The organism is Telluria sp. ZT3P39, assembly GCF_059685935.1.
Genome location: NZ_JCASIH010000005.1, coordinates 1 through 17143 on the forward strand (window position 1 = coordinate 1; position 17143 = coordinate 17143).

Below are 17143 nucleotides of genomic sequence, written 5' to 3' on the forward strand. Positions count from 1 at the left end.
TCGTCCTCTCAGACCAGCTACTGATCGTAGCCTTGGTAGGCCTTTACCCTACCAACTAGCTAATCAGATATCGGCCGCTCCAGGAGCATGAGGCCCGAAGGTCCCCCACTTTCATCCTTGGATCGTATGCGGTATTAGCGTAACTTTCGCTACGTTATCCCCCACTCTTGGGTACGTTCCGATATATTACTCACCCGTTCGCCACTCGCCGCCAGGTTGCCCCGCGCTGCCGTTCGACTTGCATGTGTAAAGCATGCCGCCAGCGTTCAATCTGAGCCAGGATCAAACTCTTCAGTTTAATCTCTGTTGCTGACATTTCTGTCACCCTTATTGCTAAGGGGTCGCTCACTCAAAATACTGACCGTCATCTCATTGCTGAGACAACGCTATTTCTTTTTTGTGAACATTTGATAATTTAAGTAATCAAGAACCGAAGTTCCTGGCACCTTCATCAAACGCCCACACTTATCGACTGTAAATTGTTAAAGAACTGTATTCGGTGCTGCCTTGCTGTGTTCTGTCGAAGCGTTGTGTTCGTCAGCAGCAGAGAAGAGAGAGTATGCGGCGTTTTGCGTTTCTCGTCAACCCCTTCGTTTCCTTCGCTGTCGCTGCCTTCAGGGCTGCTTCTGCGTCGGAGGCGAGATCATATCAAAAGCCGTCGCGTCGTACAAGTGCCAGGGGAAATGTCGGCTTGCGTCCGCCAGATCCCCATCGGCGCCCCGCCCTGACAATGATGTGTTGCGAATTTGAGAATATATCTTGTTATGAGCGGTAGCGAACAGTACGCCACATGCCGAAAGGTAATAATTCTTCCTGAGGTCGCCTGAACCGGAACCTCTTGGCCGAAGGAGCAATGTTGGCTTTTCGATTATCATGCAAGGGTTCCGCGCCCCTGATGAGCGAAATCTGCCTCGGCTGCGGATGTATCTGGGAAGGCTGGCTGCTGCTGTCGCCTTGAGCAACAAACAGACCACCATATTACTTACTTAACTACTGAAGATAGAACAATGAAAAATTCGAGCAAACTCGCCGCACTGATCGCACTGGCCTGCGCAACCATGATGGGCGCCGCTTCGGCCCAGGATATGGCGCCTCAGGCACCGGTCCAGGCCCAGGCAACCGTGAACCCTGACTGGGCGAACACCGCCTGGTACATGGGCGCAGGCGTCGGCCGTACCCGCGCCGACATCTATAACAACGACCTGGCCCGCCGCATGGCAGCTGCCGGCGCTCCGCTGACCTCGTTCAACGCAGACAACCGCGACACCGGCTACAAGCTCTTCGTCGGCAAGAAGTTCAACCGCTACATCGGCATGGAACTGGGTTACTTCGACCTGGGCGACTTCTCCTTCGACGCCGGCAGCACCGCCGGCCGTAACCTGCGCGGCGAGACCGACTTCCGCGGCGTGAACCTCGACCTGGTCGGCACCCTGCCACTGACCGAGCGCCTGTCGCTGCTGGCCCGCGCCGGCGTCCAGTACGCAAAAGCACGCACCAGCTACAGCGGCAACTTCCTGAACGCCGTCACCAACCCTAACCCGCCAAACGAAGGCCGTCGTCACGCCAAGATCGGCGTCGGCGCTGAGTTCAAGCTGAGTGAAGCCCTGGCACTGCGCGCTGAAGTCGAGCGTTACCGCGTGACCGACGGCGTGCAGAACAACGGCGACATCGACATGGCGTCGGTGAGCCTGGTCTACAAGTTCGGCCGTCCAGCCAAAGTCGCTTACGTTGCACCAGCAGCGCCAGTGGCCATGGCACCTGCAGCGCCAGTCGCCGCTCCAGTGGCACCGGCACCTGAGCCAGTGCCAACCTCGGAAAAAGTCTCGATCGCAGCCGAAGCGCTGTTCGATTTCGACAAGTCGATCGTCAAGCCGGAAGGCAAAGCAGCACTGGACGAGTTCATGACCAAGCTCGAAGGCATGAACACCGAAGTCATGATCGCCGTCGGCCACACCGACTCGGTCGGCACCAACGCCTACAACGACAAGCTGTCGATGCGCCGCGCCGATGCAGTCAAGGCCTACATGGTCTCGAAAGGCCTGGACCCAGCGCGCCTGTACACCGAAGGCAAGGGCGAAACCCAGCCAGTGGCTGACAACGCAACCGCCGAAGGCCGCGCCAAGAACCGCCGCGTGACCATCGAAGTGGTCGGCACCCGCACCGCCAAGTAATCAACTGCTTGTCGTGACAAAAAACCGCCCGGCGCAAGCCGCGGCGGTTTTTTGCTTTTCATTGCCAGTACACCCACGCCGCATGAACCTTCCCGCGCTTTCGGTACAATGCGCCGGATGACGATCCTGCTTTCCACGCTCAACGCGCGCTATACCCACGCTTCCCTCGGGCTGCGCTACCTGCTGGCCAATATGGGCCCGCTCACGGCGCAAACGTCCATCCACGAATTCGTGATCGGCGCCAAGACCACCGACCTGGTCGAGCGCCTGCTGGCGCACCAGCCGCGCATCGTCGGTTTCGGTGTCTATATATGGAACGTGGAAGAAACCACCCGGGTCGTGGCCATGCTCAAGCGCGTGGCGCCGGATGTCATCGTCATTCTCGGCGGCCCCGAGGTGTCGCACGAGACCGGCGAGCAGGAGATCGTGAAGCTGGCCGACTACGTGGTCACCGGCTGGGGCGACGTCACCTTCCCCAAGCTGTGCGGCGAGATCCTGAACGGCCCCAAGCCCCTGATGAAGGTGCATGCGGGCGTGCAGCCGCCGATGGCGGAGATCGCCCTGCCCTACGATCTATATAGCGCGGACGACATCGCCCACCGCACCCTGTACGTGGAAGCCTCGCGCGGCTGCCCGTTCAAGTGCGAATTCTGCCTGTCGTCGCTCGACAAGACCGCCTGGCCCTTCCCGCTGGACGCCTTCCTGGAACAGATGGAGTCGCTGCACGCCAGGGGCGCACGGCTGTTCAAGTTCGTCGATCGCACCTTCAACCTGAACGTCAAGACCAGCCTGCGCATCATGCAGTTCTTCCTCGACAAGCTGGAAGCCGCGCCGAACGACCCGGTCTACGCCCACTTCGAGCTGGTGCCCGACCACTTGCCGGACGCGCTGAAGGAATCGATCGCAAAATTCCCGCCCGGCGCGCTGCAGTTCGAGATCGGCATCCAGAGCTTCAACCCGGAGGTGCAGGCCTTGGTCAGCCGCCGGCAGGACAACGCCAAGGCGGCCGACAACATCCGCTGGCTGTGCGAGCATTCGCAGACCCACCTGCACGTGGACCTGATCGCCGGCCTGCCGGGCGAAGACGTGGCCAGCTTCGCGCGCGGATTCGACCAGCTCGTGGGCCTGGGCGCCCAGGAGATCCAGTTCGGCATCCTCAAGCGCCTGCGCGGCACGCCGATCATCCGCCACACCGAACCCTTCGGCATGGTCTACGATCCCTACCCGCCCTATACCGTGCTGGCCACGAACCTGATCGACTTCGCCACCATGCAACGCCTGGTGCGCTTCGCCCGCTACTGGGACCTGGTGGCCAATTCCGGCCGCTTCGCCAACACCACGCGCGTGCTGCTGGGCGAGGCGCCCTTCGAGAACTTCATGGCTTTCTCGGACTGGATCTACACCAGGACCGACGCGACCCACCGCATCGCGCTCGAGAAGCTGGCCAAGCTGGTACAGGAATGGCTGGAGCTGCGCGGCATGCCGCGTGCGGATGCAGCGGCCCTGGTGGCGAGCGATTACGCCGGCAAAGTCGACGCGCCGGTGCACAAGCCGGTGGCCGCGCAAGGCGTTCCGGCAGCTCCGGCGCGCCAGGTTCGCCACCTCGCGGCCTGATCCAATCCGTAACGTGTAGCAACGATAACGATTCTCTTTTACACTGGCGCAATGCAGATTGAAAATGCGCCAATATTAACTATCCAGCATTCCGAGCAAAGCGCGGCCCAATCTGTCGTGGCGAGCGGCGTGTGGCAAGTCCATACGCTGTCGCGGCGCGGTGTCCTGAAAGGCATCACGCGCACGCTGGCCGCGCTCAAGCACAAGGACAGCATCGCGTGGGACCTCTCCAGCATCGAGCGCCTCGACCACATCGGCGCGCAGATGTTCTGGAATGCCTGGGGCAAGCACCGCCCCGGACAACTCACGCTCGATCCGCGCCAGGAAGAACTCTTCAACCGCATCGAGAAGGCCGGCGCCATCAAGCTGGCGCGCCATCGCACCAGCCCGCTGAACTGGCTGATCGTGCTGGGCGCCGGCATCCTGTCCTTTTTCGAACACGTGAAGGGCTTCGTCTCGCTGATCGGCCAGCTGACCCAGGACGTCGGCCGCTTCATCCGGCGTCCGCAGACCGGCCCGTGGCGCGAGATCTCGGCCAACATCTACCACTCCGGCTTCCAGGCGCTCGGCATCACCGCGCTGGTCGGCTTCCTGATCGGGGTGGTGCTCTCCTTCCTGTCGGCGCAGCAGCTGCGCACCTTCGGCGGCGACATCTACCTGGTCGACATCCTGGGCATGAGCGTGATCCGCGAGCTGGGGCCGCTGCTGGCGGCGATCCTGGTGGCCGGCCGCTCGGGATCGTCGATCACCGCGCAGCTGGGCGTGATGCGGGTGACCGAGGAACTCGACGCCATGCTGGTGATGGGTATCTCTCACGGCTACCGGCTGATCATGCCGAAAGTGCTGGCACTGGCGATCTCGATGCCGCTGCTGGTGGTGTGGACCGATGCCATGGCCCTGATCGGCGGCATGGTCTCGGCCAAGATCGAGCTGGGCATGTCGTTCCGCTACTTCATCCAGAAGCTGCCGGACGCGGTGCCGGTGGTGAATTACACGATCGGCCTGCTCAAGGGCTGCGTGTTCGGCATGCTGATCGCGCTGATCTCCTGCCACTTCGGCCTGCGCATCGAGCCCAACACCGAAAGCCTGGGACGCGGCACCACCACCGCGGTGGTCACTGCGATCACCCTGGTGATCCTGGCCGATGCGGTGTTCGCCATCGTCTTCAACGGCGTGGGGTTCTGATGATGGACGATAAAAACCAGCGCCAGCCGCAGCGCCTGAACAAGCGCCCCGAGGAAGATGTCGGGCCGCCGGTGGTCGAGATCCGCAATTTGTGGAAGCGCTTCGGCCGCACGGTGGTGCACCAGGACCTGAACCTGGACATCTATGCCGGCGAAATCCTGACCATCGTGGGCGGCTCCGGCACCGGCAAGACCGTGCTGCTGCGCCAGATGCTGGGCCTGGAGCAGCCCTCGGCCGGCTGCGTGAAAGTCTTCGGCGAGGACATCAGCGCGGCCGAGCCGGAACAGCTGCAGCACATGCGCAACCATTGGGGTATGCTGTTCCAGCAGGGCGCACTGTATTCGGCGCTGACCGTGTTCGACAACATCGCGCTGCCGATGCGCGAGCTGCGCGCGCTGCCCGAAGACGTCATTCGCGACGCCGTGCTGCTGAAAATGGACATGGTGGGCCTGGGCCCCGAGCATGCCAACAAGATGCCGTCCGATCTGTCGGGCGGGATGATCAAGCGTGCGGCCCTGGCGCGCGCCCTGGCGCTGGAACCCCAGCTGCTGTTCCTGGACGAGCCGACCGCCGGCCTGGATCCCGACCTGTCGGACGCCTTCGTGGCGCTGATCCAGACCCTGCACCGCGAACTGAAGCTCACCGTGGTGATGGTCACCCACGACCTCGACACGCTGTTCGCGCTGTCTTCCCGCATTGCCGTGCTGGCGGAAAAGCACGTGATCGCGGTGGGGCCGTCGTGCGACGTACTGCGGGTCGAGCATCCGTTCATCAAACACTTTTTCCTGGGCCCACGCGGCCAGCGGGCCCTGGAAGTGCTCGAAGAGCGCCAGGCCCAGAACGAATCGGAGGACTGAATATGGAAAACAGGTCGTATGCCCTGATGACAGGCGTCTTCACGATCGCCCTGGTGGTTGCCGCGATCCTGGCCGGCATGTGGTTCAACCGCGACCGCACCGAGCTGGTGCCCTACGAGATCGTGACGACCCAGTCGATCCCGGGCCTGAACCCGCAGGCCACGGTGCGCTACCGCGGCCTGGAGGTCGGCCGGGTCGAAGAGATCGTGTTCGACCCGCGCGTCACCGGCCAGATCCTGATCCGCCTGTCGGTCGAGAAGGATTCGCCGATCACCACCACCACCTTCGCCTCGCTCGGCTACCAGGGCGTGACCGGCATCGCCTTCATCCAGCTCGACGACGACCGCACCGGCTCGCCGCGCCTGGCGCAGCGCGAAGACCAGGTGGTGCGCATCCCGCTGCGTCCCGGCCTGCTCGACCAGCTGGAAAAACGCGGCCTGGCGATCCTCGAGAAAACCGAGCAGATCACCGACAGCCTGAGCAAGATGGTCACGCCGGAAAACCAGGCGACCATCATCGGGGCTTTCGACAGCATCGGCAAGGCGGCCGACGCCTATGCGGCCATCCCGCAAAAGCTCGAGCCGACCTTTGACCGCTTGCCGGCGCTGACCGCGAAGCTCGACCGCAGCCTGAGCTCCTTCGACTCGGCCGCCGCCAGTGTCGACAAGACCGCCGACAGCTACAACCAGCTGGCCGTGCGCCTGCAGGGCAAGGACGGCCCGATCGAACGCCTGAACGGCGCCATCGGCTCGCTGCAAGGGGCGACCAGCGAGCTCGAACTCGAGACGCTGCCGCACGTCGTGCAGATGACCGACGAAGCACGTGGCGCGCTGCGCGCCGTCAAGCGCACCGCGACCTCGCTGTCCGACCGCCCGCAAAGCATCCTGTTCGGCGCCCCGAGCGCCCAGCCGGGCCCCGGCGAACCTGGCTTCGCGCCCCCGACCAAATGAGGACTACCGTGATTGCATATCCGCTCCGCGCCTTGAGCGCCCTCGCCGCCGCCGCCGTCCTGCTGGCCGGCTGCGCCAGCAACGGCAAACCCCAGGAAGGTGGGACCTACGACTTTGGTCCCGCCTCCAGCGCTCCACAGGCGCCGGTTGCCGCGCCGGCCAACATGCCGGCCCTGGTCGTGATGGACGCCACCGGCCCGGCCGCGCTGGAGAACGAGCGCATGTACTACCGCCTGAATTACGCCGATGCGCTGCAGGCCCGCACCTATGCCAACAGCCGCTGGAGCAGCAATCCACTGCAGATGGTGACCCAGCGCTTCAAGACCCGCCTGGCGCAGTCGGGCCTGAAGGTGCTGTCGGCCACCGACGCCTCGACCAACGTGCCGATCCTGCGGGTGGAAGTCGACGACTTCGTGCACGGCTTTTCCGGCGTGAGCCAGAGCGAAGGCCAGCTGGTGCTGCGCGCCTCGCTGTTCAACGACCACCGCCTGGTCGACCAGCGCAGCTTCAGCCGCAGCACGCCGGCGCCAAGCGCCGACGCCCCCGGCGGCGCCCGCGCCCTCGCCGCCAGCACCGATGCGGTGGCGGCCGACATCCTGGCCTGGCTGAAGACAGTCGAGATCCGGGCCGACAGCGCCAAGCGATGAGCAGGCCGGACGCCGCCCCCGATCTACGCGAACGCCCGCGCGAAGGGCGCGGCTCGCCGATCGCCCGCGCGGCGCTGCTGGCCTACCTGCTCCTGATCATCTACGCTAGCTGGTATCCGTTCACGGGCTGGCGCAACAGCGGCGTGCCCCTGCTGACCTTCCTGAACCTGGTCCGGCCGCGCTACTGGACCGGCTTCGACGTCTCGGTCAACATCATCGGCTACATCCCCTTCGGCGTGCTGCTGGTGCTGTCGGTCTACCCGCGCATCCGCGGCCTGTGGGCGGTGCTGCTGGCAAGCCTGGCCGGCATCCTGGTCTCGGGCGCGATGGAAGTGGTGCAGAACTTCCTGCCCAGCCGCGTGCCCTCGAACCTCGACCTGGTCACCAATGCAGGCGGCTGCATGGTGGGTGCGGTGCTGGGCGCCTGGTGGGCGCGCAGCCTGCTCGACCAGAGCCGCCTGTTCCAGCTGCGCCGCCGCTGGTTCGCTTCGTATGCGAGCCAGGGCCTGGTGCTGGTCGCGCTGTGGCCGCTGGCCCAGCTCTACCCGCAAAGCTATCTGTTCGGACACGGCCAGGTGCTGCCGCTGATCTCGAACTGGCTGTCGAAATGGTTCGATACCGAGATCGACCTGGTCGCCATGCTGCGCCCGGGCGTGACCATGACGGTCGAGCAGTACTGGCTGTCGGAAACCATCATCACGGCCTGCGGCATGACCGGCGCCGTGCTCACCCTGATGTGCCTGGTGCGCCGCAGCGCGCCGCGCTTCCTGCTGATGGTGGTCTTCCTGGCCACTGCGCTGCTGTTCAAGACCTTGTCGAGCTCGCTGCTGTTCCGGCCCGACAATGCCTTCGTGTGGGTGACGCCGGGCGCCGAAGGCGGCTTCATCATCGGCCTGATCATGCTGTCGGGCCTGGTGTTCGCGCCCCAGGTGGCGCAGCGCCGGCTGGCGGTGGTGACCCTCGTGCTGAGCCTGATTGTCGTCAACACGATTCCGGTGAACCCCTATTTCGTCTCCACCCTGCAAGGTTGGGTGCAGGGCAAATTCCTGAACTTCAATGGCGCGGCCCAGTTCCTGGCCCTGCTGTGGCCCTTCTTTGCGCTGTGGTTCCTGCTGCTGCCTTCCCACAAGCTCAACCGGCAAGAGCCGCGCGCGCATCCTCCCGGCTGAAGCGGCCACGCCGATTGCCGTATCATTGTGCCTTGGCGCAAAGCGCCGGCTTTCCATGGAAGAGACCGACATGAACGACGACAAACCATTCTACGAGCACCATGTTTTCTTCTGCATGAATGTGCGCGACGGTAAAGATGCCCGCGGGAGCTGCGGCAACTGCGGCGCCGAAAAGGCCCAAAAGCATGCCAAGAAGCGCATCAAGGAACTCGGGCTGATGGGCCAGGGCAAGGTGCGCATCAACCAGGCCGGCTGCCTGGACCGCTGCGAGGAAGGGCCGGTGCTGGTGGTCTATCCGGAAGGCACCTGGTACACCTATGTGGACACGGCCGACATCGACGACATCATCGACACCCACCTGGTGGGCGGCAAGGTCGTGGAACGCCTGAAAATTTGATCACCCAAGCACTCTTGAACAAGCAATGAACAAGTATTCGCACAAGTTTACCCTCGACGGCCATGCCGGCAAGATGCAGTGCATCCTCGACCTGCCGGAAGCGCCGCCGCGCGGCATCGCGCTGGTCGCGCACCCGCACCCGCTGTATGGCGGCACCATGGAAAACAAGGTGGCCCAGACCCTGGCGCGCACCTTCGTCACCCTGGGCTACGCCACCGCGCGCTTCAATTTCCGCGGCGTGGGCGAGTCCGAAGGCGTGCATGACGACGGCCGCGGCGAAGTGGACGACATGGACATCATGTACAAGCACATGGTCGAACAATATCCCGGCCTGCCGGTGGCCCTGGGCGGCTTTTCGTTCGGCACCTTCGTGCAGGCCCAGTTCCAGCAGCGCCTGATCGCCGAGGGCCGCCCGGCCGAACGCCTGGTGCTGGTCGGCACCGCGGCGGGCAAGTGGCCGATGCCGCCGGTGCCCGCGGACACCATCCTGATCCACGGCGAACTCGACGATACGATCACGCTGCAGGAAGTCTTCGACTGGGCGCGCCCGCTCGACATCCCGGTGACGGTCATTCCCGGCGCTGACCACTTCTTCCACCGCAAGCTCGGCCACATTAAAAATCTTGTCGTAGAAATGTGGCGGCGTGACATTTGACGCCCTCCCTGTGCAATAATTAGTCTCTTTTTCCAAGGCAATAATTACAGTTGCCTGCGCTTTAGCACGCGTTACCATCTTTTTATTAACGAAACCATTCCATGAAAAAACTGTTCGCGGCCCTGGCCGCCAGCCTGCTGATGGCTTCGGCCAGCGCACAGACCGTTCCGGCCCCGTCCATCGCAGCCAAATCGTGGCTGCTGCTCGATGCAACGAGCGGCCAGGTCATCGCGGCGCAGGACCAGACCGCCCGCATCGAACCGGCTTCGCTGACCAAGGTCATGACGGCCTACGTGACCTTCGGCGCCCTGCGCGACAAGAAGCTCGCCCTGAACACCATGGTCAACGTCTCGACCCGTGCCTGGAAAGTCGATGCCAGCAGCTCGAAGATGTTCATCGACCCGGCCACCCCGGTGTCGGTCGACGACCTGCTGCACGGCCTGATGATCCAGTCGGGTAACGACGCGGCGGTGGCGCTGGCCGAAGCCGTGGCCGGCGACGAAGGCACCTTCGTGACCCTGATGAACCGCGAAGCCGAGCGCCTGGGCATGAAGAACACCCGCTGGGCCAACCCGCACGGCCTGCCGGATGCGAACAACTATTCGACCGCGCACGACCTGTCGATCATGGCCGCGAGCGTGATCCGCGACTTCCCGCAGTACTACAAGATCGACTCGATCAAGCAGTTCACCTATAACAAGATCACCCAGCAGAACCGCAACCGCCTGCTGTGGCTGGACTCGACCGTGGACGGCATGAAGACCGGCCACACCGATACCTCGGGCTACAGCATGATCGCCTCGGCGCGCCGCCCGAACGGCAACGCCGGCCAGCGCCGCCTGATCTCGGTGGTGCTGGGCACCGCCTCGGATGCGGTGCGCACCCAGGAAAGCCAGAAGCTGCTGAACTGGGGCTTCCAGAACTTCGACACCGTCAAGCTGTACTCGAAGGGCCAGGCCGTGGCGACCCCGCCGGTGTGGAAGGGTGCGCAGTCGACCGTGAAGATCGGCTTCAACCGCGACGTCCTGATCACCGTGCCGAAGGGCGTGGCCGCAAAAATGAAGCCGGTCCTGGAACGCAAGGACCCGCTGATGGCGCCGCTGCCGCGCAACGGCCAGGTCGGCACCTTGAAGATGACCGTCGACGGCAAGCCGCTGGTCGCGCTGCCGGTGGTGGCGCTGGAAGAAGTGCCGGAAGCGAGCATCTTCGGGCGCGCCTGGGACTCGATGCGTCTCTGGATGCAGTAATCGTTTACCACGCCTGTTCGAGAGCCCGTCCGTGCGCAAGCCGGGCGGGCTTTTTGTTTATCCCCGCACCGCTATAATCGAATCATCAACACCACAGGACTCACCATGACCCAGCAACACTCCGCCGACCTGCAGTGCCCGCGCATCAGCACGCGTGAAGGCGGCCCCGAACTGTCGCGCATCGTGGCCGGCATGTGGCGCATGAACGAATGGGGCATGTCGCCCGACGCCCACCTGGCCTTCATCGAGCAATGCCTGGCGCTGGGCGTGACCACCTTCGACCACGCCGACATCTATGGCGACTACGGCGTCGAAACCACCTTCGGCGACGTCCTGGGCGCCCAGCCTTCGCTGCGCGACCGCATCGAGCTGGTGAGCAAGTGCGGCATCAAGCTGGTGTCGTCGAAGCGCCCGGAGCACGGCATCCAGCACTACGACACCACGGCCAGCCACATCATCGCCTCGGCCGAGGAATCGCTGCGCCAGCTGGGCACCGACTACCTCGACCTGCTGCTGATCCACCGCCCCGATCCGCTGATGGACTTCGACGAAGTCGCCGAAGCCTTCGTGCGCCTGAAAGAGGCGGGCAAGGTGAAGCACTTCGGCGTGTCGAACTTCACGCGCCACCAGTTCGAATGCCTGAACCGGCGCGTGCCGCTGGCCACCAACCAGGTCGAGTTCTCGCCGATGGAAACCAGGCCGATGTTCGACGAGACCTTCGACGGCCTGCAGGACCTGCGCATTGCGCCGATGATCTGGTCGCCGCTGGCCGGCGGGCGCCTGTTCACCTCGAACGACGCCAATGCCGCCAACGTGCGCAGCGTGATCGACGAGATCTCGGTCCGCATGGGCTGGCCCTTCGCCAGCGTGCTGTTCGCCTGGATCATGGCGCTGCCGAGCCGCCCGGTCCCGCTCACCGGCACCGGGCGCATCGAAGCGATCCGCGAAGCGGTGCTGGGCACCACCTTCACCCTGCCGCGCGACGACTGGTTCCGCATCCTGCGCGCCGCACGCGGGCACGAAGTGGCGTGACCATGGCCGACGGCCAGCTCAAGATCGTCGAGGGCAGCGCCCTTACCGGACAGCAGAAGAAGGATTTGCTCAACCGCCTGGCGCGCATCGAGGGCCAGCTGCGCGGGGTGCAGAAGCTGATTGCCCTGGCGGCGGAACCCTCGGACGTGGATGCCGTGGCCCAGCAGATGGCGGCGGCGCGCAAGGCGCTCGACCGCTCCTTCGTGCAGCTGCTGGCGGGGGCGATCCAGACGCAAGCAGGCAATGCGGCGGATGTGGAGGAAGCACGGGCCAGTGCCGCGCATCTGGCGGCGATGCTGGACCGGTTTGCGTGAAGCCGGGCCGAATTAACCGTAGGGTGGGCGGCTTCGCCGCCCGCGCGTTCAACTAGTGGATGAATAGTCGCGCTGGCAGCATCACCGTGATTTGAACGCGCGGGCGTTCGTAATTCCGGGCATTGCCCGAAATTACCCCGCCCACCCTACGTCAATCCTCGTAGACCTTCGGTGGCGCGATACCGCGCCAGCCAGTGCGCCACGCGATATTGAGCAGCAGCGTCGCACAGATATACAGCAGGAAGAAGAGCACGAAGAAGCGCGTCTGCAGCACCGCCAGCAGCACCAGGCACACGCTCAGGAGCGCCAGCATGACCTTGCCGCGCGGGTGCTTCGAGCTCGGGAAGCGGATGGTCGACACCATCAGGATGCCGACGCCGACCATCAGCGCCATCAGGGCGAAAGACTGGCCCATCGTGGTGAGCGGATCGGGCCAGGCCACCACCACCGAGGCCACACAGGCCGCGCCTGCGGTGATCGGCATGCCGACGAAATAGCGCGGGTCGGTGCGGCCGGCGCTGATATTGAAGCGCGCCAGGCGCAGTGCGCCGCAGGTCACAAAAATAAAGCAGGCCAGGCCGCCCATGCGCACCAGGGTCGGGTGGGTCAGGTTCATCTGCACGAAGCCGTAGCAGTACAGCAGCAGGCCCGGTGCGCAGCCGAAGTTCATCACGTCGGCGATCGAGTCGAGCTGCATGCCGAAGCTGGACTGGGTGTTGGTGGCGCGCGCAACAAACCCATCGAGCGCGTCGAACACGCCCGCCAGCACCAGCAGGATCGCCGCCAGGCGGTAATCGTCGGGCGCGCCGACATGCGCGTTGTCGACCGAGATGACGATGCTGCCGAAGCCGCAGGCAATCGAGAGCAGGGTCACGAAACTGGGCAGGGCGAACTTGGCACGCGCAAGGCGCTGCTGGTTGGATGGCTTCAATTGACAGCTCGGCAAGAGGTTGGATGACATATTCTACAGGCAGCGAAATAAGCTGGGCTCGCACAACGCCGGTCACAGGTGCTACCCCGGTTTTTGCTCTAGAATGTCGCTTCGTTTTCGCGTATTGACAGGAGTTGCAATATGAGCTATATGCCTCATCGTTCCCTTATCATCGCCATCGTGGCGGCCCTGAGCCTGGCTGCTTGCGGAGGCGGCGCCAGTGACAGTAGCGGCCCGGTTGCCGCCACGCCTGCTGCCAACGGCACGCCGGCCACCGGCACCGGAACGGGCGGCGGCACCGGTGGCCTCGTGGTCGACGCGGCGGCGCCGGTGCAGACCAATGACATCGCCATCGACGGCCGCAACTGGATCAACTACCGCCGCGCCCAGGCCGGCGTGCCGGTCGTGGCGGCGAATGCGCAAATCAACAATGCGGCGCTGGGCCACTCCGAATACCTGCGCACCAATAACGTGATGAGCCACGACCAGGTCGCCGGCCGGCCTGGCTTCACCGGCGCCACGCTGCGCGACCGCCTGAACGCGGCCGGCTACACCCTGCCCGCCACCGGCTACGCCTACGGCGAAGTCATCTCGGGCACCACCAACGGCAACGGTTTCTTCATGGCCGAAGAACTGATCACCGCGATCTATCATCGCTTCGTGATGTTCGAGCCGAAGTTCCGCGAGATCGGCACCGGCGCAGGCACCTCGTCGACCCGCTACAGCTATTTCACCGCCGATTTCGCCACCCGCGGTGGTTTCGGTCCCGGCATCGGCGCTACTGCGCTGGTCACCTGGCCGTTCAGCGGCCAGACGGCGGTGACGCCGAACTTCATGAGCGACAGCGAGGAACCCGATCCGGTCCCCAACCTCAATGAAGTCGGCTACCCGGTCAGCGTGCATGCCAATATCGACGCGCCGGTCACGATGCAGGCGTTCACCCTGCGTCCACGCGGCGGCGCCAACCTGCAGGTGCAGGTCGTGTACCCGTCGGGCGGGCGCACCGCGGTGGCGATCGTGCCGCTGGCGCCGCTCAAGGCCAACACCACCTACGAGGCCAGCTTCAGCGGCACGGTGAATGGCGCACCGGTCACGCGCGACTGGTCCTTCACCACACGGTGAGCGCGCCTTCCGCTTCCGGCGAGACCGGCGCCCCGGGCCTTCCCGACCCGGCACTGGACTACCGCGCCGGGCTCGAACGCCTGATGGGCGACGAGGCGATGTACCAGCGCGTGCTCACCCGCTTCCACCTCGATTACCGCGACATGGCCGCGCGCGTGCGCGAGGCGCTCGGCGCCGGCGACCTGCCGCTGGCGCAGCGCATCGCGCATACGCTCAAGGGCGCGGCCGCGATGATCGAGGCGCGCCCGCTGCGCCAGCTCGCGGCGGACGTCGAACACGCACTGCGCACAGGCGACGGCGCCGATCCGGGACTGCTGGAACGCCTTGACCGGGAACTGGCGCGCGTGATGGCGCAACTCGATACGCTGCTGCAGCGTCCAGGGAAACCAGGAGAAGCGCCGGAGCGCGAATCGGCCGATGCGCCAGTGAGCGGCGCAGACATGGCGCGCCTGTGCGCGATGCTCGACCTTGGGGACAGCGCCGCGCACGACTTCATCGAGGACCAGGAGGCCGGCCTTGTCGCCCGGCTGGGCGACGCCCGCATGGGGCAGTTGCAGGCGGCGATGGCCGCCTTCGATTTCGAGGGCGCGCTGCAGGTGCTGCGCCCCGGGGCCGGGCACTAGCCCCGCCCTGCTGTGTTCAGCGGGTGAACTCCGCTTCCTCGTCGAACGAGTCGGCGCAGGATTTGCCGCAGAACCGGCGTACGCTGTCGAGCGGTTTCTCGCAATACCAGCACGATCCCTTTGCAGGCAAGCTCAGTCGCGTCGGCATCGCCGTCGCCACCGAGGCAAGCACTGGCTCGGTCGCCAGCCCGTTGTCCGGAAAACTTTCCTGTGTCGTTTCCACGATCCACCCCCTACAACAGACTGAAGTTCAACTCAGATTACTTCAGTGGAACATCATGCCAATGAGAAACCTCAACCCCGGACGGCGGCGGACACGCGCCACGGCAGTCCAAGCCGTATCAGTGTGCGCCGAACGGGTTGGCTCTGCAATCGCGGGATGGTGGCCGCCAGCCAATGCGGCATGGGTGCAACATTTCTCCAAGGCCTGGCTTCGCAGTACGCGAAAATAATATCGCATTGCTAATTAGCTTGTAGACGCACACAGGTAGGCGTGGCGAATACGCTACTTCGCCGGCTCCAGCGTCACCAACAGACCAGAGCGTGTAGTTTCGATGCGCGTCGGGACGAACTGGACGCCCGCATAGCGCAGGTCCTGCATGTCGAAGCTGTAGACGGGCATGTCGCGCACCACCGTGTCGATCAGGGTGTTGGCCACGCGCGTGAGCTGGCGCTCCGCCTCCGGATTGGCGCCCAGGGCCAGGCGGTCCACGCGCGGCTCGGCCATCATCACGGCGCTGCGGCCCGGATCGACGTACAGGCGGCCCGAGAACGACAGGCTGCCCGTCCAGGCATTGCTGGCAAATGGCGGCGACACCGAGGCTTCGAGTGCCAGCGCCACCCGGTCGGCTTCCGGCTGGAGCGAGAGCATCGGGCGCGACAGGCGGATGTCGAAGATCTGCATCAGGCGGTTGTTGACCGGGAAGCGGCGCTCCAGGCCGGCCTGCAGCTTGTGCAGCGGGATCTCGACCGTGCGCGGGCCGGAGAGGCTGGCGCAGGAGGACAGCAGGCTGGCCAGGAGCATGAGGCCGCAGAACCTGGCCAGGGACGGTAATGGAAGCGGTGGCAGGCGCATCGTGGCAATCCGGTGGTGGATGAAGCGCCAGCCTAGCACGACTGTGGCTACCGGCTGAGGACGATAACCGGCCACAACACCCGCCAGCACGGCCGCGCGGGCCTTACTTCCCGATACAGAAGCTCGTCAAATCCAGAACACCTTACATCTACGGGGCGCCTGGTCGAATAACTCAGCTCTGTGTACTCACTCGTGTACTCAAAAATTGGAGGCGGCCTTAGGGAGGAATTAGGCAGATGGCGTACGCAACTGAGCAGGGTGGCACATGCTTCGCCAGCGCGGGGTTATTCCTGGCGCTTGTTGGAGTAGGCGCTGGCGCTTCAGACGTCGGCGCAAGAGGTAGGCCACGCAGCCAGCGTTGCGACTCCGCTCACCAAGGCCCTAGAGTATCCTAGACCCGTCCGCCATTTGTCTCGTTTCACCGATCCGCAAGGGGTAACGCCAAGGCCGCCCTACCTTGTGGTGCGCTTCATCTAACGCGGCTTCCGAGAGTCATGATGAGGGCGAATTGCTCCCTGCCGTTAACTCGGGGGCAGCAAGCTACTACAGGCAAGCTGCAAAACGGTGGCCAAGACCATAGTTGCGCTGTGCTCTATACCGGGCGAGGTCGAGCTACCAATAAATGACGACACGCAATGAATGCGTTGACAGTTGACGTCCTGAGGCGCATATAATAGCCGACTCACTATCGAATGCTTCCCGCCCCCGCCTCCCTCATGAAGAAGGCCCTGATCATCCTGCTGCTGTTCGTCCTGCCATTGCATGCCATGGCAGCGGTGCAACGCAGCCTTGCGCATATGATCAGCAAGAGCGGTGGTGCGCCTGAACTGGTAGTCAAGCACGTCTCCGAGCATGCCTCGTTTGTTCCGCACCATCATGACGAACACGACGATGGCGACGAGGACGACGGCAATGCGCACGAAGACGACTCGTCAAAATCCTTCAAGCACCTGATCGACATCGACCAAGGCGCAGGCATGCAGGTACTCATGCCGGGAGTCGCCGATTTCCCGATCGGTTTCATGCCCCGCATCGCGCCGAATTTCCACCTGCAATCGTTCTCGGGTCGAACGACCCTCCCGCTCCTGCGTCCTCCCCGCGCCCGCGTCTGACACGCGGGCTGCTTCTTCTTTCCTGATGCGCGCGCACCCTTG

Annotated in this window: 18 protein-coding genes and 1 rRNA gene; 15 read left to right on the forward strand and 4 right to left on the reverse strand. The window is 64.3% G+C overall.

What is annotated here, in order from left to right; genetic code table 11:
* Nucleotides 1-298: ribosomal RNA gene (locus tag AC56LR_RS07015) — 16S ribosomal RNA — on the reverse strand; the annotation flags it as partial.
* 709 nt (nucleotides 299-1007) lie between these two features.
* On the opposite strand from AC56LR_RS07015, the gene AC56LR_RS07020 reads away from it, so the two are divergent.
* From AC56LR_RS07020 to AC56LR_RS07075, 12 genes are all read left to right on the forward strand, one after another.
* On the forward strand, nucleotides 1008-2171 hold the full coding sequence (locus tag AC56LR_RS07020) for an OmpA family protein (RefSeq protein WP_497128973.1): 1164 nt from the start codon (nucleotides 1008-1010) through the stop codon (nucleotides 2169-2171).
* Between the two features lie 117 nt (nucleotides 2172-2288).
* Nucleotides 2289-3785, forward strand: coding sequence for a B12-binding domain-containing radical SAM protein (locus tag AC56LR_RS07025; protein WP_497128976.1), 1497 nt, complete (start codon nucleotides 2289-2291; stop codon nucleotides 3783-3785).
* Nucleotides 3786-3836: 51 nt separating this feature from the next.
* Complete coding sequence (locus AC56LR_RS07030; protein ID WP_497128978.1) at nucleotides 3837-4970, forward strand: MlaE family ABC transporter permease; 1134 nt, start codon at nucleotides 3837-3839, stop codon at nucleotides 4968-4970.
* Entirely contained in the window at nucleotides 4970-5827 is an 858-nt protein-coding gene (locus tag AC56LR_RS07035) for an ABC transporter ATP-binding protein (RefSeq protein WP_497128980.1), read from the forward strand. Before AC56LR_RS07030 ends, AC56LR_RS07035 begins: the two co-directional genes overlap by 1 nt.
* A 2-nt stretch (nucleotides 5828-5829) precedes the next feature.
* Complete coding sequence (locus AC56LR_RS07040; protein WP_497128983.1) at nucleotides 5830-6777, forward strand: MlaD family protein; 948 nt, start codon at nucleotides 5830-5832, stop codon at nucleotides 6775-6777.
* A gap of 8 nt (nucleotides 6778-6785) precedes the next feature.
* Complete coding sequence (locus AC56LR_RS07045; RefSeq protein ID WP_497128986.1) at nucleotides 6786-7424, forward strand: ABC-type transport auxiliary lipoprotein family protein; 639 nt, start codon at nucleotides 6786-6788, stop codon at nucleotides 7422-7424.
* The gene (locus AC56LR_RS07050) at nucleotides 7421-8593 is read left to right on the forward strand and encodes a VanZ family protein (RefSeq protein WP_497128988.1); all 1173 of its coding nucleotides are present in this window, start codon (nucleotides 7421-7423) and stop codon (nucleotides 8591-8593) included. The genes AC56LR_RS07045 and AC56LR_RS07050 overlap by 4 nt, the downstream gene beginning before the upstream one ends.
* A gap of 70 nt (nucleotides 8594-8663) precedes the next feature.
* A complete protein-coding gene (locus AC56LR_RS07055; RefSeq protein ID WP_497128990.1) occupies nucleotides 8664-8990 on the forward strand; it encodes a (2Fe-2S) ferredoxin domain-containing protein in 327 nt (108 codons plus the stop codon).
* 25 nt (nucleotides 8991-9015) lie between these two features.
* Entirely contained in the window at nucleotides 9016-9645 is a 630-nt protein-coding gene (locus AC56LR_RS07060; RefSeq protein WP_497128993.1) for an alpha/beta hydrolase, read from the forward strand.
* 101 nt (nucleotides 9646-9746) lie between these two features.
* A complete protein-coding gene (locus tag AC56LR_RS07065; protein ID WP_497128995.1) occupies nucleotides 9747-10892 on the forward strand; it encodes a D-alanyl-D-alanine carboxypeptidase family protein in 1146 nt (381 codons plus the stop codon).
* Between the two features lie 105 nt (nucleotides 10893-10997).
* On the forward strand, nucleotides 10998-11924 hold the full coding sequence (locus AC56LR_RS07070) for an aldo/keto reductase (RefSeq protein ID WP_497128997.1): 927 nt from the start codon (nucleotides 10998-11000) through the stop codon (nucleotides 11922-11924).
* A 2-nt stretch (nucleotides 11925-11926) separates the two neighbouring features.
* Nucleotides 11927-12238, forward strand: coding sequence for a metal-sensitive transcriptional regulator (locus AC56LR_RS07075; protein ID WP_497129333.1), 312 nt, complete (start codon nucleotides 11927-11929; stop codon nucleotides 12236-12238).
* A 151-nt stretch (nucleotides 12239-12389) separates the two neighbouring features.
* Here AC56LR_RS07075 and pssA read toward each other — a convergent pair whose 3' ends face one another.
* Entirely contained in the window at nucleotides 12390-13169 is a 780-nt protein-coding gene (gene pssA / locus AC56LR_RS07080) for a CDP-diacylglycerol--serine O-phosphatidyltransferase (protein ID WP_497128999.1), read from the reverse strand.
* A gap of 141 nt (nucleotides 13170-13310) precedes the next feature.
* Between pssA and AC56LR_RS07085 the strand changes: the two genes are divergently transcribed.
* Both AC56LR_RS07085 and AC56LR_RS07090 read left to right on the forward strand, forming a co-directional pair.
* Nucleotides 13311-14291 (forward strand): CAP domain-containing protein, encoded by a 981-nt coding sequence (locus AC56LR_RS07085; protein ID WP_497129001.1) that lies wholly within the window; start codon nucleotides 13311-13313, stop codon nucleotides 14289-14291.
* Nucleotides 14288-14914, forward strand: coding sequence for an Hpt domain-containing protein (locus tag AC56LR_RS07090; RefSeq protein WP_497129003.1), 627 nt, complete (start codon nucleotides 14288-14290; stop codon nucleotides 14912-14914). The genes AC56LR_RS07085 and AC56LR_RS07090 overlap by 4 nt, the downstream gene beginning before the upstream one ends.
* Before the next feature lie 16 nt (nucleotides 14915-14930).
* Here the strand turns inward: AC56LR_RS07090 and AC56LR_RS07095 are convergent, their stop codons facing one another.
* On the reverse strand, nucleotides 14931-15137 hold the full coding sequence (locus tag AC56LR_RS07095) for a hypothetical protein (protein ID WP_497129005.1): 207 nt from the start codon (nucleotides 15135-15137) through the stop codon (nucleotides 14931-14933).
* A 282-nt stretch (nucleotides 15138-15419) separates the two neighbouring features.
* Nucleotides 15420-15989, reverse strand: a complete 570-nt coding sequence (locus AC56LR_RS07100) for a DUF1439 domain-containing protein (RefSeq protein WP_497129007.1) — start codon at nucleotides 15987-15989, stop codon at nucleotides 15420-15422.
* 716 nt (nucleotides 15990-16705) lie between these two features.
* Here AC56LR_RS07100 and AC56LR_RS07105 point away from each other — a divergent pair.
* A complete protein-coding gene (locus tag AC56LR_RS07105) occupies nucleotides 16706-17101 on the forward strand; it encodes a hypothetical protein (protein ID WP_497129010.1) in 396 nt (131 codons plus the stop codon).
* Nucleotides 17102-17143: the final 42 nt, after the last annotated feature.